Here is a 24,294-nt window from a genome sequence, read left to right as displayed (position 1 = left end):
GTGGCGACCCCGGACAAGACCCGAGCGGGCCGGGTGGCTCCCACCGAGGGGTTGCGCAAACCCCGCAGGTACGGCCGGGCCCTGCTGTACGTGGCGCTGGTGGCGGGGTCGATCCCGACCCTGCTGCCGTTCGTCTGGCTGGTGCGCAGCGCGCTCATGCAGGACGCGCAGATGTTCGTCTCGCCGCCCCAGTGGATCCCCTCGCCGTTCCAGTGGTCGAACTTCACCGAGGCGCTCACCACTCAGCCCTTCGGCCGGTACTTCGTCAACACGCTGGTGATCGCCGTCATCAGCGTCCTCGGCACGGTGCTGACCTGCGCGATCGCGGCCTTCAGCTTCTCCCGGCTGCGCTGGCGCGGGCGTAACGTGATCTTCGCGCTGCTGCTGAGCGGCGTGATGCTCCCGTACGCGGTGACGCTCATCCCGACGTTCGTCATGTGGCAGGAGCTGGACGCGATCGACACGATCGCGCCCCTCACCGTGCCCAGCTGGTTCGCCGGGGCGGGCGGGGGAGTGTTCAACATCTTCCTGCTCAGGCAGTTCTTCCTGACGATCCCGTTCGAGCTGGACGAGGCCGCCTACATCGACGGGGCCTCCCCGTGGCGGGTGTTCTGGACGATCGTCATGCCGCTGTCCAAGCCGGCGATCATCGTGGTGACCATCTTCACGTTCATCGGCACCTGGAACGACTTCCTGGGGCCGCTGCTGTACCTGCAGAACGAGGAGAACTACACGCTGTCGCTGGGGCTGGCCTCCTTCCAGAGCATGTACATCACCCAGTGGGGCTACCTCATGGCGGCGTCGGCGGCGGTGATCGCCCCGATCATCGCGCTCTTCTTCTTCCTGCAGCGCTACTTCATCGAGGGGGTCACGCTGACCGGCATCAAGAACTAGGCACCACGTCCGCGGGTCCCGTGTGGATCAGCCGGATGATCGCCTGGCTCATCCGGGCGTAGTCGTGGTCGTTGACCAGCTCGCCGCGCAGGCTGAAGTCGTTCATCACCGCGATCCGGTCGGCGAGGGTGACGATCTCCGGCAGATCCGACGAGATCAGCAGCAGCGCCAGCCCGGCTCCCGCCAGCTCGGCGATCAGCTCGTGGAACGCCGCCTTGGTGCGTACGTCGATGCCGACCGTCGGCTCGTCCACGATGAGGATCTCGCATTCGGCGGCGAGCCACTTCGCGAGGCTGACCTTCTGCTGGTTGCCGCCGGAGAGCTGGCCCGCGAGCTGGGACGGCGAGGAGATCCGGATGCCCAGCCGGTCGGCGTACCCGGCCACCAGGCGGCGTTCGGCCCGATCGGTCACCAGCCCGGCCCTGGCCAGGCGCCGCCACACGGTGACGCCGACGTTGCGGGCGATCGGCTGGTCGAGGAAGAGCCCCTCTTCCTTGCGGTTCTCGGTCACGTAGCCGATGCGGTGAGCGCGCAGCGCGTCGCCGACATCGCGGATGCGCACCGGCCGGCCCCGCACCTCCACCGTTCCCGAGGTGATGCGGTCGAGCCCGAGCAGCGCCTTGGCCAGTTCGCTGCGGCCGGCACCGACCAGGCCGTACAGCCCGAGGATCTCTCCTGGGCGCACGGACAGGGAGACGTCGCGGTGGCCCCGCGCGGTGCAGACCTTCTCCAGCCGCAGGGCGGGCGCCGTCGCGGGGTCGACGTGCCGCTCGGCGAGGCGGACGGAGGAGTACGCCCGCCCGACCATGAGGTCGACGATCTGGTCCTGCGTGTAGCCGGCGAGCGGTTCGGCCTCGGCGACGCTGCGCCCGTCGCGCAGCACGGTGACCGTGTCCGCGACCGCGAACACCTCCTCCAGCTTGTGGCTCACCAGCACGACGGCGTGCCCGCTGTCGCGCAGCCTGCGCACGATCCCGTAGAGCCGGTCGGCCTCGTCGCCGGTGAGCGACGCGGTCGGCTCGTCGAGCAGCAGCACCTTGCTGTCGACGCTCAGCGCCTTGGCGATCTCGACCAGCTGCGCCTGCGCCACGGACAGCCGGGAGACCGGGGTGTCCGGGTCGAGGTCCAGATCGAGCAGGTCGAGGCAGCGGCGGGCCTCGGCGCGCATGCGCGCCCGGTCGACGAGGCCGAGGCGCCGCGGCAGGTGGTGCAGCAGGATGTTCTCGGCGACGGAGAACCCGGGGATCAGGTTGCGCTCCTGGTGGACCACGCCGATGCCGGCCCGCTGGGCGTCGAGCGGCCCGTTCATGTGCAGGTCCGTGCCGTCGAGCACGACCCGCCCGCCGTCCGGGCGGTGCACACCGGTCAGGATCTTGATCAGCGTGCTCTTGCCCGCGCCGTTCTCGCCCAGCAGGGCGTGCACGCTGCCCCCGGCGAGCCGCAATGTGGCCCCGTCCAGCGCGCGCACTCCCGGGAACGTCTTCACCAGGTTCTCGGCGGTGAGCATCATGACGACCCCTTCGACAGCTTCTGGCGTACGGTGCCGAGCAGCACCGCACCGAGGACGACCGCGCCGACGATCAGGTCGATCCAGCGCGGGTTGATGCCGAACTGCGCCTGCATGACGTCCACCAGCCGGACCAGGAACGCCGCGAGGCAGGTGCCGGCGACGCTGACCACCCCGCCGGTGAGCGCCACCCCGCCGATGATCGGCGCGGCGAAGCTCGGCAGCAGCAGATCGTCGCCGATGCTGGAGTTGACCGAGCCGGAGGCGGCGACCGTGATGACGGCGGCCACCCCGGCGAGCAGGCCGCTCAGCCCGTGCGCGATGACGATCGACCGGTCGTTGGAGATGCCGGACAGCCGCGCGGCGAACGGGCTGCCGCCGGTCGCCAGCAACTGCCGGCCCATGACCGCGCGGCCGAAGAACAGGGCCACCAGGACGGCCACCGCCAGAGCGAGGACGAGGACGACCGGCAGCCCGAGCACCGAGGCGGTGCCGAGGTCGCGCAGCCCTGGCGAGTAGCCCTGGAAGGTGTCCGGGCCGTTGATCCCGTACCGCAGCCCAGCGATGATCGTCATGGTGGCGAGGGTCACGATGAAGCCGTTGATCCGGGTGAACACGACGAGCAGCCCGTTGACGAGACCGGCGGCGAGGCCGACCCCGAGCGCGGCCGGCACGGCCAGCGGGGCGGGCAGCCCGCCTTCGAGCATGAGCCACGCCGCGACCATGGCGCACAGGCCCGTGAGCGTGCCGACCGCCAGGTTCATCTGGCCGATGGCCAGCACCACCATCTGGGAGAGCCCGATCACGATCGGGACGGCGAGGAAGCGGAAGAACGCGTCCAGCGTGCCGCGTGAGAGCAGGTTGCCGTCCGTGGCGACGGCGAGCGCGACGAAGCCGACGGCGGCGAGCACGGCGAGGGTGAACTCCGGCCGGGCGGTGACCTCCTTCAGCCTCCCGCCGAGCCCGGCGCGGCCGGCCGTCGTGGTGCCGGTGCTCATGCCCGGGCCCCCCTTCGTTCCGCGACGACGTGGCGTACCCGGTCGAGCGAGAGCGCCGCGAGCAGCACCAGGCCGATGTAGAGATTGAGCTGGTCGAGCCGGAACTGCAGCAGGTTCAGGCCCTTGTAGATGACCTGGGTGAGCGTCGCGCCCAGCACCGTGCCGAGCACGCTGACCGCGCCGCCGGCCAGCAGCGTTCCGCCGAGCACCGGGCCGAGGAACGACGGCAGCAGGAACGCGTCGCCGATGCGCGCCGAGAACGCCCCGTTGTTCGCGGCGAGCAGGAAACCGGCCAGCCCGGCGAGCAGCCCGCTGAGCGCGTGGGCCTGCACCACCCGGCTCCGTACGGGGATGCCGGACAGCTCCGCCGCCTTCTCGTTGGCGCCGGTCATCAGGATCTCCCGGCCCAGCCTGCTGAAGCGGAACAGCACTCCCACCACCAGCACCGCGACGAGGGCGAGCGGCACGACGAGCGGGATGTGCGGACCGCACAGGTCGCCCATGCAGTAGTCGGCGAACGTGTCGTTGCGCAGCGCGTCCATGCCGGCGGGCCGGCTGCTGAAGGCGACGCCGTCGGTGAACCTGGTGTAGAGGATCGTGATGAGCCCCACCAGGGCGAAGTCCATCGCCAGCGTGACCACGAACGAGTTGACTCCGGTACGCGAGATGATCAGCCCGGCCAGCGCGCCGAGCGACATGCCCACGATCAGCCCGATCACCAGGCCGGCCACCAGCGGCACGCCGAGCCGGTCATAGGCGAGTCCCATGGCGAACGCGCTCATCGCCGCCATCCGGCCGACGGCCATGTTCATGTGCCCCAGCGACAGGACGGCCAGCTGGGAGAGACCGACGACCGCGTACACGCTGATGTCCGACTGCAGCGGCACGAGCGTGAGCGTGGTGTTCATGAAAGCCGGCCGCAGCACGGTGAAGAGCGCGACCAGGACGACCAGCAGGACGAGCAGCCCGAGTCGGGGGTTCGCCCACAGTGACATCCATGAGGGCATTCCCGACGGCCCGCGCGATCCCGCCGCGGGAGTCTCCGGCGGCGTCGCGGTCCGCGTGCTCACCGGACTCTCCGGTCGTCGATCGCGTCGCGGTCCCACTCGATGCCGAGCCCGGGGGAGGCCGGCGCCAGGGCGTGCCCGTCGGCGACCTCGATCTCCCTCCGCGTGATCGCCCTGAGCTGGGGGATGTGCTCCAGGTAGCGGCTGTTCGGCACCGCACAGCAGAGGCTCACGTGCAGCTCCATAAGGAAATGCGGACAGACCGGCACGTTGTACGCCTCGGCCAGGTGCGCGACCTTGAGCCAGGGCGTGATGCCGCCGATGCGCGCCACGTCCACCTGCACGATGCCGGCCGCCTGCCGGTGCAGGTACTCGCGGAACTGCGCCACGGAGTAGAGCGACTCGCCGACCGCGACCGGGATCGAGGCGGCCGCGGCCAGTGCCTGGTGCCCGGCCACGTCATCGGCCGGCAGCGGCTCCTCGAACCAGTACGGGTCGGACGGTTCGAGGAGCCGGGCCCGCCTGACCGCCTCCGCGGGGGTGAGCGACTGGTTGGCGTCGAGCATCAGGTCGAAGTCCGGCCCGACCGCCGCACGCACCGCGGCCAGCCGCTCCGCGTCCTCCACGGGCGAGCGGCCGATCTTGAGCTTCACGCCGGGCCAGCCCGCGGCCCGGCTCGCCTTGGCGCCCGCGATGAGCTCTTCGGTGGTGAGGTGCAGCCAGCCGCCTTCGGTGTCGTACAGCGGGATGCGGTCCTTCGCGCCTCCCGCCAGGACCCAGAGCGGCTGGCCCGCGTCGCGGCACCGCCAGTCCCACAGGGCCGTGTCGACGGCGGCGAGGGCCAGGGAGGTGATGGCGCCGACCGTGGTCGCCCGGGTCGCGGCGAACAGGTCGTGCCAGACGGCCTCCACCCGGCGGGCGTCCGCGCCCACCAGCCTGGGCAGCAGGTAGTCGCGCAGCAGGGCGAGCACGGCGGTGCCACCGGTGCCGATCGTGTAGGTGTAGCCGGTGCCGGTGCCGCCGTCGTCGGTCCGGACCTCGACGAAGACGGTCTCCTGCTTGATGAACGACTGGACGGCGTCCGTGCGTACGGTCTCGACCTCCAGGTCGACGAGATACGCCTCGGCGTGGGTGATCGCGGGCAAGGGGAGGCTCCTCCTGGGGGTCGTGGACTACTTGCAGGACAGGTACTGGCTGTCGAACGCCTTCTTCAGCTCGTCCGTCTTCGCCTGCCGGTCCGTGTCGTAGGTGTCGATGTCGTCCTTGGTCACGACGAAGGAACCGGAGTCGATGGTCACTCCCGGCTGCGCCATCGTGCAGCCGCCCGCGAGCTTCGTCAGCGCGTACGACCCGACGGACGCCTGGCCCACCGGGTTCTGCAGCACGGTCGCCGCGACCGAACCGTCACCGATGCCGGCCAGGATGGTCTTGTCGTCGTCGATCGCGACGACCTTGATCGGCAGCTTGGCCCGCTTGACGCCCTCCGCGGAGGCGACCGCGGGGTTGTAGGCGGTGTTGACGATGCCCTGGATCCGGTCGCCCTTGGCGGCGAGGAGGTCGGCGACGGCCTTCTGCGCCGTCTGCAGGTCCTTGTCCACGTCGGTCACGGTCTGCAGGAGCTTGACCTTCCCGCCGGTCTCGTCCACCGCCTTCTGCACCCCCGCGATGCGACGCTGGGTGTTGGAGTCGACCTTGTTGCCGGTCAGGTGCACGAGGGCGCCCTGGCCTCCCATGGCCTCGATCGCGGCCTGCGCCGCCTTGTAGGCGGCCAGCCGGACGTCGGTGGACAGGCAGAAGTCCGCCTTGTCGACGTCGCCGGCAGGGCAGGACGCCAGCGAGGCGACCGGGAAACCCTGCCGTTTGAGGTCCTCGAAGGTGGCGTTGATGTTCTCCGGGGAGACGCCGAAGACGCCGAAGGCGTTGTAGCCCTGCGCGGCGAGGGACTTCAGCACGTCGTTCTGCTTGGTCTGGTCCCAGTCGGAGGTCTCGTTGAAGGTGACGTCGCCGACACCCAGCTCGGACTTCGCCTTGGCGGCCGCGTCCTTCCACGGCTGGAAGTAGGGGTGTGCCCCGCCGGGGACCAGGGCGATCTTGACCTGGTCAGGTGTCCGGGCAGGGGTGCCGGCCGTCGCCGTGCCGTCGCTCTTCCTCGTGCAACCGGCGGTGGCGGTGGCGGCGAGCATCAGAGCGGCAGCCAGCCCGCCGAGCCTGACCAGTGGTCGTCCATTCATGGCCGCGCCTCTCGCTGGATTCATAGATCCTATAGGATGTTTCATGGAGGTATAGTCCCTGGTCGTCAGAACGTCAAGAGCTGACGTTCGTGGGAGGATGGGCCCGATGGCATCCACCGAACCGATTCGGCTGAGGCGGTCGACGCTCGGCGACGACGTCTACGACGTGCTCAGGGCGCGGATCCTCGAGCACAGCATGCAGCCCGGCGACCGCGTCAACATCGACGCGCTGGCCCGCGAGCTCGAGGTGTCCCAGACGCCGATTCGCGAGGCCCTGGCCCGTCTCGAGTCCGACGGGCTGGTCCGTAAACGCCCCCTGGTGGGCTACACGGTCAGCCCGCTGCTCACCCGTGCCGAGTTCGACCACATGTTCGAGATGCGGCTGCTGCTGGAGTGCGCCGCCGCACGGCTGGCCGCCGAGCGGGCGACCTCAGAGCAGCGCGCGGCGATCAACGCGGAGGCCGCCACCTCGATCGCGCAGGAGCCGGACGACCCCGGCGGCTGGCACGCCGCCTTCACCATTCACGACGCCCGCTTCCACGACCTCATCGCCGAGGCGTCGGGCAACCCGCTGCTCCGTGACGGTCTCGAGCGCCTGCATGTCCACCTCCACCTGCACCGGAGATACTTCCCCTACGCCCATGCCGGCACGACGATCGACGAGCATCAGCGCGTCGCCGCGGCCATCGGGGCCGGAGACCCGGACGCGGCCGAGGCGGCGATGCGGGGACACGTGACCGAGGCGCGCGAGCGCCAGCTGACGGCGTTCGACTGAGGCCTCCCGTCCGTACGGTTCGGATCAGCCCAGATGAGCTCAGCATCAGCCCAGGACGGCTCGCGCCCGCGCCAGAGTGGCGAGGGCGTGGGGGAGAGCGGGCAGGCGGTCGGCCAGCGCGTCCAGGACGGAGAGCAGCACGCGCGCCGGTATGCCGCGTGCCGCGAGCATCTCCGCCATCCAGCCCACGAAGGAGGCGAAGAGCTCGGGGTCGTCGACGTACAGAGCGGCCCCCAGGAAGTCGACGATGTACGCGACGTCCTCGGCGGGCTGTCCGAGCTGGTGCGCCGCGTAGGCCGCCTCCGCCTCGGGGACGCGCCGGGTCAGCTCTTCCACGACGCTTCCCACCAGGTCCCCGGCGGCACCGGTGAGAGTGGCGTACTCGTGCCCGGCCAGGTGCGGCGGCCCGTCGGCGCTCCGGCCGGACGTGGGCCTGCGCGGCAACGGCCCGCCGGCCAGCAGGTCGGCGGCGGCACACGCGTCGGGGGCCCAGGCGTCGGCTCCGAGCAGACGGGCATAGCGGCCGTCCGGGCCGAAGGCGGCGCCACCGGCCAGCACCGGCGTACCCGCCGCCTGGCACGACGTGATCGCCGCGTGCGCGGTGGGCAGCCGGGTCGCGAGCGAGCCGGACAGCGCCGCCGCGTCCGGGTTCGTCCGATGCAGGTGGGCGACCAGGTGCGGCGTGGGCACCTGCGTGCCCAGGTAGTCGACGTGCCAGCCGCGCAGGCGCAGCACCTCGGCCAGCAATCGCGCCGGGAACGCGTGCCACTCGCCGTGGACGCAGGCCACCGTGACGCGGCCCCTGCTGGGCTCCGGATTCCCCCGTACGGAGGGGTGATGGGCCAGGGTGGCGAGCACGCGCTCGTTGACGGCCGTGGCGGTGTGCTCCTGGGTGACCGTGATGCGGTTGGCCGCCCACTCCTGGCCGACGCGCGACTGCACGGCGGAGACCACGTCCAGCAGGAGGGTCTCCATCGGGACCCCGGCGTCGAGCGCGGCCAGCGCCGCGTCGGTGGCGGCGTACTCGTCGCCGGCCGTCGCCGCCGCCCACAACGTTTCGACGCGTTCCTCGACGTCGTACCTCACGGCGGCCTCCGCCCGGCCGCGGGTTCGGTCGCATCGTGCGACGCCTCGCGGGGCGCGGTGATGGCGACGACCGCCATGTCGTCGTGCTCGCCACCGCCCACCCACTGGCATGCCAGCATCTGGACGCGATCGGCCAAGGCTTCTGGCGGCATGCCGGCGCACTGCCGGAGCTGCTCGCACAGCCGCTCCTCGCCGAAGAACTCATCGCCGAGCGGGCCGCCCCTGGCCTCGACGATGCCGTCGCTGTAGAGCAGGCACGTCTCGCCGGGCTCCAGCGACACCGACTCGGTGACGCTGGTGATGGGCTCCACCAAGCCGATCAGCGTGCCGGCGGTGCGGACCGCCTCCACGCGGCCGTCGTTCCGCACGATCAGCGGCGCAGGGTGCCCGGCGCTGGTCAGCCGCAACACGACCTGCGTCCCGCACCGCTCGATCGAGGCCAGTACGAGCGTCACGTAGCGGGTCGGATCGCCGTCGGTCAGCAGCACGCTGTTCAGCAGTTCCAGCACGCGATGGTGGTCGTCGGCGAGGGGCGCCAGGGCACGCAGGATGTTGCGGATCTTGCCCGTGAGCACGGCGGCCTCCAGGCCTTTGCCGGACACGTCGCCGAGCACCACCAGTGACTCCCGCGCGGAGCCGGCGACGGGATGCACATCGTAGAAGTCGCCGCCGACCCGCTCGCTGTCGCCCGCGGGCCGGTAGCGGGCCGCCAGTTCCACGCCCTCCAGCGGCGGCGCCGCGGGCGGCAGCAGCCCGGCCATCAGGGTTTCGGTGATGGCCGCCTGCTCGGCGTACAGCCGGGCGACGGAGATCGCCGCGCCGGCCCACGCGGTGAACAGCGGCGCGAACACCTGCTCGTCGTCGGAGAACCCGGGCTGACGGGCGCGGCGCAGCAGCACCAGCGCGCCCGCGGGCAGGCCGTGGCCGGGCAGCGCGGTCACCGCCACGGAGCCCACCTCGCCGCCGCTGTCTCGGAGCACCCAGTCGGGGGCCTCGGCTGGATCGATCCAGCGGGTGGGCGTCGGGGGAAAGCCCTGCAGCGCCTCCGTGAGCCCCGGCACCGTACGGGGGTCGATGGAGGCACTCTCGCGGACCACCTCGCCCCACGGATCGCAGGAGACGATCGCGTGCTGGCGAGGGCCCATGGGCATGACCACCAGCGCGGCGTCGGCGAACTGCCGGGCGGCCAGGCGCGCGGTCGCCTCCAGACAGCGCTCGAGGTTCAGGGAGGACAGCAGTTCGACGGACGCCTCGACCATGAACGCGGTCCATGCCCGCTCCGCGTGCAGCGCCTCGACGGCCCGTTGGTGGTCGCCGGCATCGACGAGCCACCACGTGACACGATCGCTGTCGGCGTGTACGGGATGCGCCTCGAACACCGACTGGCCGACCGGACCGCGAGCCGCCTCGCGAGCCGCGCGCCCGCGGTCGGCACTCAGCGCGACCCAGACCTCACGGTGGGCCTGCGACAGCCAGGCCGGGGCGACCCGCGCCAGCGGTACGCCGGCGGCCGCGCCGACGAGCAGCAGGCGAGCCGCCTCGTTCGCCTGCTCGATGATGCCGGCGGCATTGATCGCCAGCATCGGGTAAGGCGCGTCTTCCCACACCATCCCGATCGTGCCTCGCTCCAGGCCCCCTCGTCAGATCCGTCACTCTACGTGGTGCGGTCCGTCACCTTCTTCACGTCATGTGGTTCTTTGCAGTAAATTTCACCCCCGGCAGGCCACCCCTGCCACGCGTTGACCGGCTCAATTCCGGCATGACGGCATTCCCTCCGGCGATCCGAGGTGTTCGGGGCCGGGTCTCGTGAGGATCGATTCCCGTCGGATGCCTTGCCGCACCGTCTGGGCTATGGTCGGCCTTATGGCAGCACCGTGGAGCACACCACGAGGCTCTATCCCGCTGGGCGGCGTGATGGGCCTGGTCCTGCTGTCCTTGCTCATGGCCGGCGCCTCCTTGGGCTGGTGCGGCGGCGATCCAGCCACCCGGTCGGCTCCGGTCTCCAGCCAGACGTGGGGCTCGCACGCCCTGGATGACGGGCTGTCGAGCCTGCCGCCGCGGGCCGGGAGCGTCCGCGAACACCATGTGCTGTCGCTGTGGCCGCCGCTGCGTGGCATGCGGCACGTCGCGGCCGCCCATCTTGCGCTGCTGCCCGCGCCGGCCCCGGACGGGGATGTGATCGGCGATCCGCAGCAGTTCGGGCACCGCATCGCGGGATCGCGTGGCCCACCGCTGATCTGACGCCACTCCTTTCTCTTCAGGAGCTGCACTCTCCCGGTCGTTGCCGCGCCCCGAGTCCAGGCTGTCCATGCCCGGATGCCCGCCGGCGTGCCATCACCGCTGGAGACGTTGCCCCGGCTGTCCCCGTGTGCGGGGATGCGCCTTCTCTTTCTTCCGCGTTCAGCGAGGAGCCGATCAGCGTCATGGCCGACGACAGATCAGTCCACACCCACCTGCAGCACTACGCCGAGGACATGGCCCGGCTGGAGGAACTGCGCAAGCTGCTGCACGACCAGCTCACCACGGCTGATTCACGCCCGACCAGCGATCCCGCCCTGCAGGACGACGCAAGACGGCGCATCGCCGCCATCCGGGCCGCACTGGAGCGCATGGACCGAGGGCTGTACGGCATCTGCCAGTGCTGCGGCGCCTTCATCGCCTTCGATCAGCTGCGCCGGGCGCCGGACCGGATCGCCTGCGACGGCTGCGCGCATGCCCGCCGCGATGAGGCGGCGGCATGAACGCCGCGCAGCAGGCCGGATGAGTTGGGGCCGGCCATGTAGTGGCGCCCCCTGCTGTTCACCGGCGAATAGGTCAACCAGCCGGAGGCGGCGGCCCCGTCGTGCATCGGGGCCGCGCCGTCCGGGGACACTCAGGCAGCCTCGGACGGCGCGGCCACCGGCTACAGGACCGCGCCCGTCCCCCGCCGCCGGCGTTGCCGCGGTGTGGGTGGCAGGGGCGGGGGCTGCTTGCTGAAGCGTTCGAATTCGATCGCGAGGGGGCCCGCCACGAGTGACGACGACACGGTCCCGACCACGATGCCGACGATGAGCGCGACGGCGAAGTCACGCAGGGTGTCGCCGCCGAAGACGGCCAGCGCGGTGAGGATGAACAGGGCCCCGAGGCCGGTGTTCACGGTACGTGGCACGGTCTGCAGGATCGCCGCGTTGACGACGTCGGCGAAGCGTGCCTGCCGCCGGGCCTGCCACAGTTCGCGTACGCGGTCGAAGACCACCACCTTGTCGTTGATGGAATATCCGATGATGGTCAGCATGGCCGCCAGGAAGACCCCGTCGATGGGTCTGCCCAGCCAGGCGAACAGGCCCAGCACCGCGCAGGTGTCCACGACGAGGGCCAGCACCGCGGCGGCGCCGAACGTCCAGCGGAACCTGACGGCCAAGTAGATCAGCTGCGCCGCCAGCGCCACAGCGAGTGCGATGAGGGCGTTGCGGCGCAGCTCGTCGCCCAGGCTGGGGCCGATGAGCTCGTCGCGTTGCTTGGTCACCTTGCCGAGCCCGGCATCGAGCGCCTGTTCGATGGCGACGACCTCGTCGGCGCTGACCTGGCCGGCCCGCACGGACACGGTGGTCCCGGAGACTTGCACGCTCGCCGCCGGGTGTCCGGCCTCGGCCACCGCCTGCCGCGCGACCTCGATGCCGACCGGCCGTGCGGCCGTGAACTCGACCATCCGGCCGCCGGTGAACTCGATGCCGAAGTTCAGCCCGTGCAGAGCCAACCCGGCGAGGGCGGCGGCGACCAGGGCGGCGGCCGCGGCCAGCCATCGCCGGCCGGCGGCCATGATGTGCGGTTCGTGCTGTGTGACCCAGGTCCTGACCCGGCCTTGCGCCGCCAGCCCGGACAGCCGCGGTGCGGTCCTGCCGATGAGGAGGTGGGCCAGGACACGGGTGATGAGCATGGCGGATGCGAGCGAGGCGAGGACGCCGACGGCGAGCGTCACGCCGAACCCGCGCACCGGCCCCGAGGCCAGCCAGAACAGCAGCCCGGCGGCCAGGAGCGTGGTGATGTTGGAGTCGGCGATGGCGCTCCAGGCGTTGGTGAACCCCCGGTCCAGGGCGGCGCGCAGGCCGCGGCGCGGCACGCGGCCGTACTCTTCGCGCGCCCGCTCGAAGACCAGCACGTTGGCGTCGACCGCCATGCCGATGGCCAGGACGAAGCCGGCCAGGCCGGGCAGGGTGACGGTCGCTCCGAGGGCGAGCAGGGCGGCGTAGGAGATGAGGCCGTAGGCCGCCAGCGCGACGGTCGCCATCAGTCCCGACAGCCGGTAGGTGAGGGCGATGAACAGCGCGGTGAGCAGGACCCCGGCGATGCCGGCCTTGGTGCTGGCCTCAATGGCCTGCGCGCCGAGGGTGGGCCCGACGGTGCGCTGCTCGATCAGGGCGAGCGGAACGGGCAGGGAGCCGCCCTTGATCAGTACGGCCAGATCCTGCGCCTGCTGGTGGGTGAAGGAGCCGGTGATCTGGGTGGATCCGCCGGGGATGCCGACCTGGCAGGCCACGCTCGGATCGACCTGGGGTGAGGAGATGATCTTGTTGTCCAAGACGATGGCGACGCGCCGCTGGGCCTGGCCCGGGCTGTGACAGGCGGCCTCGCCGGTCAGCCGCTGCCAGGCGTCGGCGTCGCGGACATCGACCGTGACGAACCAGCCCGGCCCTTGCTGCGGATCGTTGCGCGCTGCGGCGTCGCTCACCCCGTCGCCGGTGATCGCGGCGGGGCCGAGCCGCAGGCGCTGCCCGGACTCGTCGGGCAGGACCCGCCCGGAGGCGCCGGTGCCGGCCTGGGTTCCCAGCACCGGGTGGAACGTGAGCTGGGCGGTCTTGCCGATGACGTCGGCGGCCTGTCGAGGGTCGAGCACGCCGGGCAGTTCGGCGATGATGCGCCGCTCGCCGGAACGGAGCAGGGTCGGATCGACCACACCGAGCGCGTCGGCGCGCCGGCGCAGCACGTCCACGGCGCGGTCGGTGGCCTCGGAGTCGGCCTTGGCGGTGGGGGAGTCCCGGGTTTCGAAGACGAGTTGCGTGCCGCCGCGCAGGTCCAGGCCCAGTCGTGGCGGTATGGTTACGGAAAGTAGCAGTGCGGTGGCGATCAGAAGGAGCGACGCCACCGCGCGCCAGAAGGGCGCGCGTGACATGAGAGCCTCCACGGGCTGTCGAAGAGGAGAAGGGACGTCAGCGCGTCGTGGAGGGCGGCGCCCGTGCCGGAGCGAGGCCCGCGGTCGTCTGCGGTGCCGCGGCGTGAGGGCTCGTGACGGTGGTGATGGGCGGCGCGTGCGGGTCTGGCTGCCCGCAGGACGGCAGCACGGCCAGCCACACCGGCAGCGCGGGGATGCCGCGGGCCGGATGCAGCCGGAGCAGGGCCGTGTCCTGTTCGGCGTGCACGGTGGGGCTGCTCCACCACGCGGCGGGCGCTCCGGTGACGGACGCCGCGATGGCGGTCGGTGCGGTCGCGGGCGGATGGATGCCGCCGGGCGCGGGGCCCAGCAGGAAGGCCGCCAGCAGGAGCAGGACAGCGGGCACTCTGCTGCGCACGTCTCCTCCTGGCCGGATGCGGGTGGGCATTGGCGGCCACCGTACCCCCAAGCCGGCGCGGGCGCACCATCGCCGGTGATCGCACGACATGCCTTTTCCGTGGGTCTCGGCTATGGTCGGCCCTATGACGGGACCGTGGAGAACACCACAAGGGTCCATCGCGTTCGCCGGCGTGATGGGCCTGGTCCTGCTGTCCCTGATGCTGGTCGGTCTTCCGGGCAGAGCGATGGACGGTCCGGCCGTTACGCAGGTTTCGGCCTCCGGCCCGGCGTGGAGCCTGGGCGGTGAGGACGCCGACCTGTCCGGCCTGCCGCCGCAGGCGAGCGGCGCCCGCGAGCACCACGTGCTGTCGCTGTGGCCGCCGATGCGCGGCGAACGCCACGGCGAACTCGCCCATCTGGCGCTGCTGCCGGCGCCGGGCTCCGACGCGGACACACGTCGCGATCCTCAGCAACTGGCGCACCGCACCGCGGGTTCACGAAGCCCGCCGCTCACTTAGCCGACGTCTTCCCTGCCGGGCTCTGCGGCCACCCGCATCGCGGAGTCCGACAGCGCACGCCCACGCCCGCGTCCAGGCACTGCCTGGCGCCGGCCCATGGTGCCGTTGCATCCCGAAGATGTCTCGCGACCGTCCCCTTGGCCGGGGAAGCGGCAGGCCGTCTTCGTCTGAGCCGCCCGTTGTCCGGGCTGCCTTCTCTTGCCGCCTTTCCCCTTGGAGTCAGCTAGGAGCCGATCATCGTGGCCGTTGTCACGTCAGCCCACGCCCACCCACGGCTGGAGCCTCCGCGCCGGTCCGCCCCCTGCCGGTGCGCCGCTCTGGCCGAGCGGCGTCACCCGGCGGCGCGTGGGAGCGCGAAATGAGCCCGACCCGGCGTCTGATGGCGCTCGACCTGGGCACCGCCCGTACCCGGTCGCTCGCCCTGGGTGGGCGCGCCGTCGCCGACCGGCCGTCGGTCATCGTGAGGCGGACGTCCGCTTCCGGCGGCCCGGAGGTGGTGTGGCCCATCCGGCACGGCATGGTGGCCGACCCGGGCGCCTGTCTGCGGCTGGTGCGCATGGTGTTGCAGGACACCTGTCTCTACGACAGCCGGCCGCTGGAACGGGTCCTGGCCGGGGTGCCGGTGGCCGCCTCGCGGAGCGATCGCAGGGCGGTCCAGGCCGCCGTCGCCGAGATCGCCGGGTGCGAGGTGAGGCTGGTGGAGGAGCCGCTGGCCGCCGCCGTCGGCGTGGGCCTGGACGTCATCGATCCCCGGCCCCGCCTGCTGCTGGACGTCGGGGCAGGCATCGTCGAGGCCGTGGCCATCGAAGGCGGGGCTGTCGTCGAGGCGGTCGCGCTTCAGCTCAGCGCCACCACCGGCGCGGGGCCGGCCGCGTACGCGCTGGAGGGTGTCGTCGACATGACGGCGGGCCTGCTACGCCGCCTGCCCACCGCCTCGCGCCCGGCCGCGCGAGCCCGGGGCCTGGTCGTCACCGGCGGCGGCGCGCACCAGGAGCTGCTGCTGCGCCGGCTGCGCGCCGCACTGCGGCTGCCGGTCAGCGCGGCACCCCAGCCACAGCACGCCACTGTCCGCGGCCTGATGCGGCTGTGCCTGCGGCCGGCCCTGGCAGGCGACCTCGGCCGGCGCGCCCGCTGACGCACCGCGGCGCAAGGAGACCTCGACCCGGGGCCTGTCCCCAACAGCATCGTGATTCGCAGAAAGGACCCACGATCATGACCGACAGTCACGCCATCACCCACCTCAGCAGCGTGCAGCTGCAGTCCCTCCGCCAAGACCTGCAGGAACAGTTGGAGCAGCGCAGGCGGCACCTGGACGCGCTGCGGGAGCAGGAGCGCGACGGCAACGGCGCGGACGACACGTGGCAGGAACTGGTCGTCTCGATCACCGCTGCCGAGCGCGCCGTCGCCGAGCTGTCCCAGGCTTGCGAGAGGCTGGCGGCCGGCACCTACGGCCGCTGCGCCCACTGCCAGGCAGGCATCCCGTTCGAACGGCTCAAGGTCCGGCCGCTGGCCCGCAACTGCATCGACTGCCAGCGACGGCACGAGGCCGCCTGACACCAGTGAGAGGGGCGGGGAGAACTTCGCCCCTCTGAGCAACCGGAGTTCAACATGATCACACTTGACCGTCTGGTGAACGTGCTCGGCGGGTACGGCGTCCGGCTGTGCGGCCATCCCGAGGCACGCTCGGCATGGCTGCGCAGCGTGGCGATGCCAGAGACCGCCGACCGCCACGTCACGGGCGACGTGCTCCTGGCCATCGGCGCCTCCTCAGTCGCCGAGGCGGTGCGGTGGGCGGCCACGGCCCAGGCCACAGCGGTCCTGGTACGCCCAGCCCAGACCGGCCCCGGCGGCGAGAGCGGGAGCGGCGCGGACGCCGAGCGGGAAGCCGCCGCGATCGGCGGCCGGCACGGGGTCGCCGTGTTGCTGGCCGACCCCGCCGTCTCCTGGAGCCAGCTGGCCGGCATGGTGTACGGCCTGGTGCTGGAGAGCCGCGAGACCGCTTCGGGACGTGGTCCGACCGACCTGTTCGCCCTGGCCGACAGCCTGGCCGACGTCATCGGCGGTGCGGTGACCATCGAGGACCGGCACTCGCGGGTGCTGGCCTACTCCCGCTCGCAGCAGGCGGGCGATCCGGCCAGACTGGAGACCGTCCTCGGCCGGCGGGTCCCGGATCGGCTGCGCGAGCTGTTCCAGCAGCAAGGAGTGTTCGCCCGCCTGGCCGTGACGGACGAGCCGGTGTTCGTCCCCGCCGATCCGGAGCACGGCCTGACCGGACGGATGGCGGTGGCGGTGCGGGCCGGCCGCGAGCTGCTCGGCTCGGTGTGGGTGACCTGCGAGCGGCCGCTGACCGGCGCCCACCGCCACGCGCTCGCCGACGGCGCGCGCACCGTCGCACTTCACCTGCTGCGCTCCCGTGCCAGCGCCGATCTGGAGCGGCAGGTGGAATCCGACCTGGTCATCCGGTTGCTGGAGGGCAGCGCCGACGCCGCGACGATGATCAGCCGGCTGGGGCTGGCGCCGCAGGCGATGCGGGTCATCGCGATCCGCGCGCACGCCACCGATGATCGCCATGCCGCGCTGCTGCTGGCCTTCGAGCAGGCCACCACCGGCTTCGGCTGGTCCAGGCCCGGCCGCAGCGCGCTGCTCGACGACACGCTCTACACCATCCTGCCGGCCGAGCAGGCCGAGGCGGCCCGGCAGTGGATCGCGGCCCTGCACTCCGAGCTGCCCGCCCGCGTGCGCGTCACGGCCGGGATCGGCGCACCCGCCGAGGTCACGGAACTGCCTGCCGGCCGTCAGGAAGCCGACGAGTGCCTGGCGTTGCACGAGAGCGCCAGGCCCGGCGCCGTCCCGCCCGCCTACGACGAGTCCTGGGACGGCATCCTGCTGCAGCGGCTGCGCGCGGCCGCGCGTACCGGCCGGACACCGGCCCGCGGACCGGTGAGCACGCTGCTGCGGCACGACACCCGCCACGGCACCTGCTTTGTCGCCACGCTGCGAGCCTGGCTGGAGACCCAGGGCGATCTCACCCTGGCCGCCGAGCAACTCAAGGTGCATCCCAACACCGTTCGCAACCGGCTGCGCAAAATGCGCGAACTCGCACCGTTGGACCCGGACGATGCCCGCCGGCGCCTCGCCATGACCATCATGCTGGCCGCCCTGGACGACGAACGCACCCGATGACTTGCCGCAGATCCGTCAATGGTCCTGGCAGGGGCGTTGTGCTGGATCTACAACGGCGGCGCTGCGATTGTCCCCCGCCCACAACGCCGCCGGGTGCCGCCCGGGCCATGCTGGCTGCGACACCGGCATTCGTACCCGTTGGAGGTTGGGCATGGTCGGCAACTGGCCGCGATCGGTGATCGTGGTGGGCGCGGGGATCGTGGGCCTGTCAACCGCGTGGTTCCTGCAGGAACGCGGCGTCCAGGTCGACGTGGTCGACCGCGGCGGCGTGGCGGCCGGCGCGTCTTGGGGCAACGCCGGATGGATCGCGCCGGGCCTGGCCATCCCGCTGAACGAACCCGCCGTCCTACGCTACGGCCTGCGTTCGGTGCTGAACCCGGCCGCGCCGCTGCACGTGCCGGCGAGCCTCGATCCAGGCCTGTGGAGGTTCCTGGCCCGCTTCGCCGCCAACAGCCACTGGCGGTCGTGGACCCGGGCCGCTCGCGCCAACCTGCCGCTCAACGACGAATGCATCGAGGCCTACGAGGTGCTCGCCGCCAACGGCGTGGCCGCACCAGTCGTCGCGGCGCCGATCACCGCCGCGTTCCGCACGCCGCGCCAGGCCGAGAGCCTGCTGCGCGAGTTGCGCAGGCTCCAGACGGTCGGGCAGCGGGTCGACCACACCGTGCTGGACGGCGGGCGGCTCGCCGAGCACGCCCCGCTCGCCGGCGAGGCGCTGAAGGTGGGAGTGCGGATCGACGGCCAGCGCTACGTCGACCCGGGCGCCTTCGTACACGCCCTGGGCAGAGCCGTCATGCGACGCGGCGCGACCGTGTACGCCGTCGAGGTGGACGAGGTCCGCACCGACGACAGGAAGGTGATCGTCCGCTCGGCCAAGGGCACCGTCCTGTCCGCCGACGCGGTGGTGCTGGCGACCGGCGCCTGGCTGCCCCGCGTGGCCGCGCAGTGGGGCGTGCGCGTCCCCGTGCGGGCGGGCCGCGGCTACTCCTTCACCGTGCCGGTGGACCGGCCCGTACCGGGCCCGCTCTACCTGCCCGACGTACGGGTGGCATGCACTCCCTACCAGGGCGCACTACGCGTGGCGGGCACCATGGAATTCCGCGATCCCGATGCACCCGGCGTCCCGGCCCGGCTGGAGGCGATCATCGCCTCGGCCCGGCCACTGCTGGAAGGGGTGCGCTGGGAGGAACACACCGACGTCTGGGTAGGTCCGCGTCCTGTCACACCCGACGGACGGCCGCTGATCGGCGTGACGGCCCGGCCAGGCATCTACGTGGCCGGCGGACACGGCATGTGGGGCATGGCCCACGGCCCGGCGACCGGGCGGCTGCTGGCCGAACAGATCACCACCGGCAAGCAGCCCGCTGCCCTGCGCGAGTTCGACCCGCTGCGCTGAACGTTCGTGTGGGACCAACGTCCCGCCGGGCCGGGCCGCATGGCCCTACAGGACGGCTCCGCCCGAGCAGAGACTGGCTGCCATGGAGCGCTCGAAGGAGCCTGCGGACATGAACCACATCGTGCTCGGTTACGACGGCTCGGACTTCTCGGTGCAGGCCCTGGACTGGGCGCTGGACGAGGCAGAGCTGAGGAAGCTGCCGCTGACCATCGCGCACGCCTGGCAGTGGCCGTACGGCGAGGCGGAGGAGGACGACAAGGCCCACCTGCGCAAGGCGGCCGAGCACGTGCTGTGGCACGGCGCCGACTGCGCCCGCTCGACCAGCGCGGGCGTACGCGTGGAGACCGACCTGTACGAGGGCCCCGCCGCCCAGCGCCTGGTCGAGCTCTCCAGCGACGCCGCGCTCGTCGTGGTGGGCTCCCGCGGGCTGAGCGCGCTGCCCAGAGCCGTCGTGGGCTCGGTCGCCGGATACGTCGCCGCGCACGCCGACTGCCCGGTGATCGTCGTACGCGGCCCGGGGCCCCTGCCGGCCGAGACGGATCCGGGACCGATCGTGGTTCCCGACAAGGAGCCCGACGCGTCCGTCCTGGAGTTCGCATTCGACGAGGCCGCCCTGCGCCGGGTTCCGGTGTCCGTCTCGGCCGACCTGGCCGAGTGGGCGCACCGCCGCCCCGAGGTCCGCATCCAGCAGGGGGAGACACACGAGCGCTGGACGCTCATGGTCGTCGGGCGCAGACGGTCGGCTCATTTCGGCGCTGCGAGCTTCCTTCTGCAGCATGCTCCCTGCCCGGTCGCGGTCGTGACAGAAGGGCCGTACGTATTGTGATGGAGTGATCACGCACAGCGCTGCCCACTTGATGCGACACTGGCGGGCATGGTCGCGTTCATTCCGTACCGGCGTGAGTGGTTGCGCGGTGACGTGCTGGCCGGAATCACCGTGGCGGCCTACGCGATACCCCAGGTCATGGCCTATGCCATCGTGGCGGGGCTGCCGCCCGTGGTGGGCATCTGGGCCACTTTGGCGCCCTTGGCGGTCTATGCCGTGCTCGGTTCCTCCCGCCAGCTGTCGGTGGGTCCCGAGTCGACGACCGCGCTCATGACCGCCGTCGCGGTCGGGCCGCCGGCGGCGGGCGATCCCGCCAGGTACGCCACACTCGCGGCCGGGCTCGCCGTCACCGTCGGCCTGCTCTGCCTGGTCTGCCGGCTGCTCCGCCTGGGGTTCGTCTCCGACCTCCTGTCCCGGCCGATTCTGGTCGGCTATCTGGCGGGCGTGGCGGTCATCATGATCGTCGGCCAGCTCGGCAAGGTGACCGGCGTCCGGGTGTCCGGGGACGGCGTCATCGCCGAACTGCTCTCGTTCGGGCGGGGTCTGACGGCGGTCCATCCAGCGACGCTGCTGCTCGCCGCCGGGGTGCTGGCCCTGGTGTTCCTCGCGCAATGGCGCCTGCCGTGGATCCCCGCCCCGCTGCTCGCCGTCCTGCTGGCCACCGCCTGTGTGGCGCTGCTCGGGCTGGAGCGGTACGGGATCAAGGTGGTGGGCGAGATCCCCGCCGGACTGCCGGTGCCGGCCCTTCCGGCGCCGGCAGATCTGCGGAACCTGCTGCTGCCCGCTCTCGGCGTGCTGCTGGTGGGCTACAGCGACAACATGCTCACGGCCCGGTCGTTCGCCGCGAAGCACGATCAGCAGATCGACGCCAACCGGGAGCTGCTCGCGCTCGGTGTGGCCAACCTGGGCGCGGGTGTCCTGCACGGGTTCCCGGTCAGCAGCAGCGGCAGCCGTACGGCCCTGGCCGACGCGGCCGGTGGCCGCAGCCAGGTGTATTCGCTCGTCGCTCTGGTCGTCGTCATGAGCATGGCCTTCTTCGCCGGTCCGCTCCTGGCTGATTTCCCCCTGGCCGCGCTGGGCGCCATCGTGATCTACGCCGCCACGCGGCTGATCGATGTGGCGGCTTTCCGCCGTCTTGCGGCCTTCCGCCGCAGCGAGCTGCTGCTCGCCCTGGCCTCGCTCGCCGGGGTGCTGGTCTTCGACATCCTGTACGGCGTGCTCCTCGCGGTGGGGCTGTCGGTCGTGGAGATGCTGGCCCGCGTGGCCCGGCCGCACGACGCGATCCTGGGTGTCGTCCCCGGCCTGGCGGGGATGCACGACGTGGACGACTATCCGGACGCGCGGACCATCCCCGGGCTGGTGATCTATCGCTACGACTCCCCGCTGTTCTTCGCCAACGCCCAGGATTTCCGGCGTCGCGCGCTGGCCTCGGTCGACCAGCAGGAAGGGCCTGTGTCGTGGTTCGTGCTCAACGTCGAGGCCAATGTGGAGGTGGACGCCACGGCTCTGGACGCGGTGGAGTCGCTCCGCTCCGAACTGGCCCGCCGCGGCATCGTGTTCGCCATGGCCAGGGTCAAGCACGATCTGCGTACCGCGCTCGACGCGTTCGGCTTGACGGAGGCCATCGGGGAGGACCTGCTGTTTCCGACCCTCCCGACCGCCGTGGCCGCCTACCGGCGATGGCAGGCTCCGTGACGGAACTATGTGCGCCAATGTCCGTTTCGGGAAGGAGGAGGGCAGGGACAGCTCTGTGAAGGAGGCCCGGTGATGGCCGGACCGATCGTGGTCGGTGTGGACGGCTCCGAGTGCGCGAGAGCGGCGGTGGAGTGGGCAGTGGCCGACGCCCGGCGCAGGCGGCTGCCGCTCAAGGCCGTACACGTGTGTGAACGCACGTCACGCGGCTTCGACACCAGGAAGTACTGCCTCGGTGTCCTGGAGGCCGCGGCTGACAGCGCTCGCGCGGTCGGCGCGGATGTCGAGGTGAGCACCGAGCTGGCCGAGGGAAACGTCGTCGACGTCCTGATCCGCCAGTCGGCGTCGGCCGATTCCCTGGTGCTGGGTGGCCGGGGATCGGGGGGATTCGCCGAACTGGTGCTCGGCTCGGTCGGGCTGGCGGTCGCCGGGCATGCCGGGGGACCGGTCGTCATCGTCCGCGGGCCTGCCGCTGAGGAGTACGGCCGGATCGTGGTCGGCGAAGACGGCTCAGAAAGTGCGCGGGAGGCCATGGCGTACGCCGTCGAGCAGGCCCGTGCTCGCCACGCGCAGCTGCTCGTCGTGCACGCGTGCCGGGAGTCGGTCGTGTCGGCCTACGCCCCGGACTACGGCCTCATGCTGGAGGACGCTTTCCAGGAGGAGGCCCGTAGGGCCCGGGAACGGATGAGCCTGTGGCGCGCGAAGAACCCCGACGTCGAGATCGTCGAACAGCAGGCGAGAGAGCATCCGGTGCCCGCCCTCACCAACGCCTCGGCCACGGCCGATCTGGTCGTGGTCGGCTCGCGCGGGCTGGGCGGTTTCGCCTCCGCGGTGCTCGGCTCGGTCAGCCACGGCGTGCTGCACCATGCCACGTGCCCGGTCGCGGTGGTACGGCCCCGCGCCGAGAGGCCATGACCGCCCCCGGCTGCCGTCGGATGGAGGTGTGACAGAGGAGGGCAAGATGATCATCGTAGGTGTGGACGGCTCCGTGGCCGCACGGGCCGCGGTGCAGTGGGCGGCCGACGACGCGCTCCGCATGAAGGAGCCGCTGCGGATCGTGCACGCCGTGGACCGCTCGCCGTACCAGGTAGGCCGATATTCCGACGTCGCTCTGCCTGACGTGCTGCAGCGCGAAGGACAGAGAGTGCTGCGCGAGGCCGAGGCGCTCGTCCACGAGCGCCAGCCCTCCGTCGAGGTCGCCACGCAGGAGGCCGAGGGCGCGCCGGCCGTGGTCCTGCGCGAGCAGGCCAAGGACGCCACGGAGATCGTGGTCGGCAGCCGCGGGCTGGGCGGGTTCGCCGGTGCGCTGCTGGGCTCGGTCAGCACGCACGTGGCCGGGCACGCCCGCTGCCCGGTCGTGGTGGTGCGCGGCGAGCATCGCCCCGTGCAGGGGGAGGTCGTGGTGGGCGTGGACGACTCGCCGGAGTGCGAGCCCGCGCTCGCCTACGCCTTCCAGCAGGCGAAGCTGCGCGGATCCGCCCTGCGGGTCCTGCACGCCTGGCAGCTGCCGGTGCACGCCTTCGCCCCTGAGATCACGTACGACATGGACGAGATCCGCCGTGCCCAGCACCAGGTCGTCCGCGACCGGGTGGCGGTCTTCGCCGCGGACCATCCCCAGGTGACGATCGTCGAGGACGTGCAGTCCGCGCATCCGGTGGACGCACTGGTCGACGCATCCGAACGCGCGGACCTGCTGGTGGTGGGCTCGCACGGGCGCGGTGCCCTGGGCTCGATGCTGCTCGGCTCGGTCAGCCGGGGCGTGCTGCACCACGCGCGCTGCCCGGTGGCGGTGGTCCGCGCGTAGGGGCCGAAGGTCCCGGCAGAGCGGGACGTACGGCTCTGCAGGCGACGCCGGGAATCGCGTTTCCTGGAGGCAGTCAAGGAACAGGCACCCACCCCCCACGGAGGAACATCATGGCCACCGCATATGCCAAGCCCGCCACGGACCACCACACCCCGGCTCGCCGTCCCGTCGACTACGTCTGGGCGGTCGCCCGGATCTCGATCGGGTGGATCTTCCTGTGGGCGTTCCTGGACAAGACCTTCGGCTGGGGCTTCGCCACTCCGGCCAACCGCGCCTGGATCTCCGGCGGCAGCCCCACCACCGGCTTCCTCAAGGGCACCGGCGAGAACGCGCTGGGCGGCTTCTTCTCCAGCCTGGCCGGGCAGGCGTGGGTGGACTGGCTGTTCATGGCCGGACTGCTCGGCATCGGCCTGGCGCTGATCCTGGGCGTCGGCACCCGGATCGCCGCGGTCGCCGGCAGCCTCATGCTGGTCCTCATGTGGGCGGCCGAACTGCCTCTGGACACCAACCCCTTCATGGACGACCACATCATCTACTCGATCGTCCTCATCGGCCTCGCGCTCGCCGACGCCGGCGCCACCCTCGGGCTCGGCAACCTGCCCATCGTCCAGCGCAACCGCTACCTCAGATAGTGCGCGCCACCCACCTCGCCCACCCTGACTGCCGGGGTGGGCGTCGTACTGTCCGGATGATCACAGGTAGCGGGGCGAGCCCGTCAGTCCCGCCGGTCGGCCTGCAGACGCGCGACCAGCGCGGCCGCCTGGGTGCGGCGCTGCATGTTGAGCTTGGCCAGCAGGTTGGACACGTAGTTCTTGACCGTCTTCTCCGCCAGGAACATCCGCTCGCCGAT

Annotated in this window: 24 protein-coding genes; 14 read left to right on the top strand and 10 right to left on the bottom strand. The window is 71.8% G+C overall.

The annotated features are described in order from the left end of the window. A complete protein-coding gene (locus AB0J64_RS49345) occupies positions 1-894 on the top strand; it encodes a carbohydrate ABC transporter permease (RefSeq protein ID WP_364043674.1) in 894 nt (297 codons plus the stop codon). Here the strand turns inward: AB0J64_RS49345 and AB0J64_RS49340 are convergent. From AB0J64_RS49340 to AB0J64_RS49320, 5 genes are read right to left on the bottom strand one after another with little or no spacing between them, the layout of a single operon-like run. Next, on the bottom strand, positions 884-2,404 hold the full coding sequence (locus AB0J64_RS49340) for a sugar ABC transporter ATP-binding protein (protein ID WP_364043671.1): 1,521 nt from the start codon (positions 2,402-2,404) through the stop codon (positions 884-886). The two genes, AB0J64_RS49345 and AB0J64_RS49340, sit on opposite strands and share 11 nt — an antisense overlap. Next, entirely contained in the window at positions 2,401-3,399 is a 999-nt protein-coding gene (locus AB0J64_RS49335) for an ABC transporter permease (protein ID WP_364043668.1), read from the bottom strand. Before AB0J64_RS49335 ends, AB0J64_RS49340 begins: the two co-directional genes overlap by 4 nt. Continuing rightward, a complete protein-coding gene (locus AB0J64_RS49330) occupies positions 3,396-4,469 on the bottom strand; it encodes an ABC transporter permease (protein ID WP_364043665.1) in 1,074 nt (357 codons plus the stop codon). Before AB0J64_RS49330 ends, AB0J64_RS49335 begins: the two co-directional genes overlap by 4 nt. Beyond that, positions 4,466-5,551, bottom strand: a complete 1,086-nt coding sequence (locus AB0J64_RS49325) for a mandelate racemase/muconate lactonizing enzyme family protein (RefSeq protein WP_364043662.1) — start codon at positions 5,549-5,551, stop codon at positions 4,466-4,468. The genes AB0J64_RS49330 and AB0J64_RS49325 overlap by 4 nt, the downstream gene beginning before the upstream one ends. A 27-nt stretch (positions 5,552-5,578) precedes the next feature. Next, entirely contained in the window at positions 5,579-6,637 is a 1,059-nt protein-coding gene (locus AB0J64_RS49320) for a sugar ABC transporter substrate-binding protein (protein ID WP_364043659.1), read from the bottom strand. 106 nt (positions 6,638-6,743) lie between these two features. Between AB0J64_RS49320 and AB0J64_RS49315 the strand changes: the two genes are divergently transcribed. Next, a complete protein-coding gene (locus tag AB0J64_RS49315; protein ID WP_364043656.1) occupies positions 6,744-7,412 on the top strand; it encodes a GntR family transcriptional regulator in 669 nt (222 codons plus the stop codon). 45 nt (positions 7,413-7,457) lie between these two features. On the opposite strand, the gene AB0J64_RS49310 is transcribed toward AB0J64_RS49315, so the two are convergent. Together AB0J64_RS49310 and AB0J64_RS49305 are read right to left on the bottom strand one after the other, a co-directional pair. After that, positions 7,458-8,498, bottom strand: a complete 1,041-nt coding sequence (locus AB0J64_RS49310; protein WP_364043653.1) for a cobalamin-dependent protein — start codon at positions 8,496-8,498, stop codon at positions 7,458-7,460. Further along, the gene (locus tag AB0J64_RS49305) at positions 8,495-10,108 is read right to left on the bottom strand and encodes a PP2C family protein-serine/threonine phosphatase (protein ID WP_364043650.1); all 1,614 of its coding nucleotides are present in this window, start codon (positions 10,106-10,108) and stop codon (positions 8,495-8,497) included. Before AB0J64_RS49305 ends, AB0J64_RS49310 begins: the two co-directional genes overlap by 4 nt. A gap of 253 nt (positions 10,109-10,361) precedes the next feature. Between AB0J64_RS49305 and AB0J64_RS49300 the strand changes: the two genes are divergently transcribed. Beyond that, positions 10,362-10,739 carry a hypothetical protein gene (locus tag AB0J64_RS49300; RefSeq protein ID WP_364043647.1) on the top strand — a complete coding sequence of 126 codons (378 nt, stop codon included), beginning with the start codon at positions 10,362-10,364 and terminating at the stop codon, positions 10,737-10,739. Between the two features lie 182 nt (positions 10,740-10,921). Then, positions 10,922-11,239 carry a TraR/DksA C4-type zinc finger protein gene (locus tag AB0J64_RS49295; protein ID WP_364043644.1) on the top strand — a complete coding sequence of 106 codons (318 nt, stop codon included), beginning with the start codon at positions 10,922-10,924 and terminating at the stop codon, positions 11,237-11,239. A 161-nt stretch (positions 11,240-11,400) separates the two neighbouring features. Here the strand turns inward: AB0J64_RS49295 and secD are convergent, their stop codons facing one another. After that, on the bottom strand, positions 11,401-13,647 hold the full coding sequence (secD, locus tag AB0J64_RS49290) for a protein translocase subunit SecD (protein WP_364043640.1): 2,247 nt from the start codon (positions 13,645-13,647) through the stop codon (positions 11,401-11,403). A 37-nt stretch (positions 13,648-13,684) separates the two neighbouring features. Beyond that, positions 13,685-14,044: a hypothetical protein gene (locus tag AB0J64_RS49285; RefSeq protein WP_364043637.1), complete on the bottom strand. Its 360-nt coding sequence runs from the start codon at positions 14,042-14,044 to the stop codon at positions 13,685-13,687. Between the two features lie 124 nt (positions 14,045-14,168). Between AB0J64_RS49285 and AB0J64_RS49280 the strand changes: the two genes are divergently transcribed. The 10 genes from AB0J64_RS49280 to AB0J64_RS49235 all read left to right on the top strand — a co-directional run bounded on the left by AB0J64_RS49280 (position 14,169) and on the right by AB0J64_RS49235 (position 24,076). Beyond that, positions 14,169-14,543 (top strand): hypothetical protein, encoded by a 375-nt coding sequence (locus AB0J64_RS49280; RefSeq protein ID WP_364043634.1) that lies wholly within the window; start codon positions 14,169-14,171, stop codon positions 14,541-14,543. Between the two features lie 358 nt (positions 14,544-14,901). Beyond that, positions 14,902-15,678 carry a rod shape-determining protein gene (locus AB0J64_RS49275; RefSeq protein ID WP_364043631.1) on the top strand — a complete coding sequence of 259 codons (777 nt, stop codon included), beginning with the start codon at positions 14,902-14,904 and terminating at the stop codon, positions 15,676-15,678. Positions 15,679-15,755: 77 nt separating this feature from the next. Beyond that, positions 15,756-16,097: a TraR/DksA C4-type zinc finger protein gene (locus AB0J64_RS49270; RefSeq protein ID WP_364043628.1), complete on the top strand. Its 342-nt coding sequence runs from the start codon at positions 15,756-15,758 to the stop codon at positions 16,095-16,097. A gap of 54 nt (positions 16,098-16,151) precedes the next feature. Next, on the top strand, positions 16,152-17,726 hold the full coding sequence (locus tag AB0J64_RS49265) for a helix-turn-helix domain-containing protein (protein ID WP_364043625.1): 1,575 nt from the start codon (positions 16,152-16,154) through the stop codon (positions 17,724-17,726). A gap of 151 nt (positions 17,727-17,877) precedes the next feature. Continuing rightward, complete coding sequence (locus AB0J64_RS49260) at positions 17,878-19,122, top strand: FAD-dependent oxidoreductase (protein ID WP_364043622.1); 1,245 nt, start codon at positions 17,878-17,880, stop codon at positions 19,120-19,122. Between the two features lie 109 nt (positions 19,123-19,231). Then, entirely contained in the window at positions 19,232-19,948 is a 717-nt protein-coding gene (locus AB0J64_RS49255) for a universal stress protein (RefSeq protein ID WP_364043619.1), read from the top strand. 48 nt (positions 19,949-19,996) lie between these two features. Then, positions 19,997-21,643: a sulfate permease gene (gene sulP / locus AB0J64_RS49250; RefSeq protein ID WP_364043616.1), complete on the top strand. Its 1,647-nt coding sequence runs from the start codon at positions 19,997-19,999 to the stop codon at positions 21,641-21,643. 72 nt (positions 21,644-21,715) lie between these two features. After that, positions 21,716-22,555: a universal stress protein gene (locus AB0J64_RS49245; RefSeq protein WP_364043613.1), complete on the top strand. Its 840-nt coding sequence runs from the start codon at positions 21,716-21,718 to the stop codon at positions 22,553-22,555. Positions 22,556-22,601: 46 nt separating this feature from the next. Then, a complete protein-coding gene (locus tag AB0J64_RS49240; protein ID WP_364043610.1) occupies positions 22,602-23,444 on the top strand; it encodes a universal stress protein in 843 nt (280 codons plus the stop codon). A 110-nt stretch (positions 23,445-23,554) separates the two neighbouring features. Continuing rightward, entirely contained in the window at positions 23,555-24,076 is a 522-nt protein-coding gene (locus AB0J64_RS49235; RefSeq protein ID WP_364043607.1) for a hypothetical protein, read from the top strand. An 83-nt stretch (positions 24,077-24,159) separates the two neighbouring features. Here the strand turns inward: AB0J64_RS49235 and AB0J64_RS49230 are convergent. Beyond that, positions 24,160-24,294: LuxR C-terminal-related transcriptional regulator (locus AB0J64_RS49230; RefSeq protein WP_364043692.1), on the bottom strand; the 135-nt coding region annotated here is incomplete at its 5' end.

The organism is Nonomuraea sp. NPDC049695 (genome assembly GCF_040674955.1).
Lineage (GTDB): Bacteria > Actinomycetota > Actinomycetes > Streptosporangiales > Streptosporangiaceae > Nonomuraea > Nonomuraea helvata.
Note: the sequence above shows the minus strand (reverse complement) of the source record. Positions and strands in the feature narration are given on the sequence as shown.

Bases quoted from the DNA above. Each gene is read 5' to 3' on its own strand.
- AB0J64_RS49240 (WP_364043610.1), top strand. From the start codon at position 22,602: ATGATCATCGTAGGTGTGGACGGCTCCGTGGCCGCACGGGCCGCGGTG.
- sulP (WP_364043616.1), top strand. From the start codon at position 19,997: ATGGTCGCGTTCATTCCGTACCGGCGTGAGTGGTTGCGCGGTGACGTG.
- secD (WP_364043640.1), bottom strand. From the start codon at position 13,647: ATGTCACGCGCGCCCTTCTGGCGCGCGGTGGCGTCGCTCCTTCTGATC.
- AB0J64_RS49305 (WP_364043650.1), bottom strand. From the start codon at position 10,108: ATGGTGTGGGAAGACGCGCCTTACCCGATGCTGGCGATCAATGCCGCC.
- AB0J64_RS49270 (WP_364043628.1), top strand. From the start codon at position 15,756: ATGACCGACAGTCACGCCATCACCCACCTCAGCAGCGTGCAGCTGCAG.
- AB0J64_RS49335 (WP_364043668.1), bottom strand. From the start codon at position 3,399: ATGAGCACCGGCACCACGACGGCCGGCCGCGCCGGGCTCGGCGGGAGG.
- AB0J64_RS49265 (WP_364043625.1), top strand. From the start codon at position 16,152: ATGATCACACTTGACCGTCTGGTGAACGTGCTCGGCGGGTACGGCGTC.
- AB0J64_RS49315 (WP_364043656.1), top strand. From the start codon at position 6,744: ATGGCATCCACCGAACCGATTCGGCTGAGGCGGTCGACGCTCGGCGAC.
- AB0J64_RS49295 (WP_364043644.1), top strand. From the start codon at position 10,922: ATGGCCGACGACAGATCAGTCCACACCCACCTGCAGCACTACGCCGAG.
- AB0J64_RS49255 (WP_364043619.1), top strand. From the start codon at position 19,232: ATGAACCACATCGTGCTCGGTTACGACGGCTCGGACTTCTCGGTGCAG.
- AB0J64_RS49320 (WP_364043659.1), bottom strand. From the start codon at position 6,637: ATGAATGGACGACCACTGGTCAGGCTCGGCGGGCTGGCTGCCGCTCTG.
- AB0J64_RS49300 (WP_364043647.1), top strand. From the start codon at position 10,362: ATGGCAGCACCGTGGAGCACACCACGAGGCTCTATCCCGCTGGGCGGC.
- AB0J64_RS49275 (WP_364043631.1), top strand. From the start codon at position 14,902: ATGAGCCCGACCCGGCGTCTGATGGCGCTCGACCTGGGCACCGCCCGT.
- AB0J64_RS49235 (WP_364043607.1), top strand. From the start codon at position 23,555: ATGGCCACCGCATATGCCAAGCCCGCCACGGACCACCACACCCCGGCT.
- AB0J64_RS49245 (WP_364043613.1), top strand. From the start codon at position 21,716: ATGGCCGGACCGATCGTGGTCGGTGTGGACGGCTCCGAGTGCGCGAGA.
- AB0J64_RS49260 (WP_364043622.1), top strand. From the start codon at position 17,878: ATGGTCGGCAACTGGCCGCGATCGGTGATCGTGGTGGGCGCGGGGATC.
- AB0J64_RS49340 (WP_364043671.1), bottom strand. From the start codon at position 2,404: ATGATGCTCACCGCCGAGAACCTGGTGAAGACGTTCCCGGGAGTGCGC.
- AB0J64_RS49280 (WP_364043634.1), top strand. From the start codon at position 14,169: ATGACGGGACCGTGGAGAACACCACAAGGGTCCATCGCGTTCGCCGGC.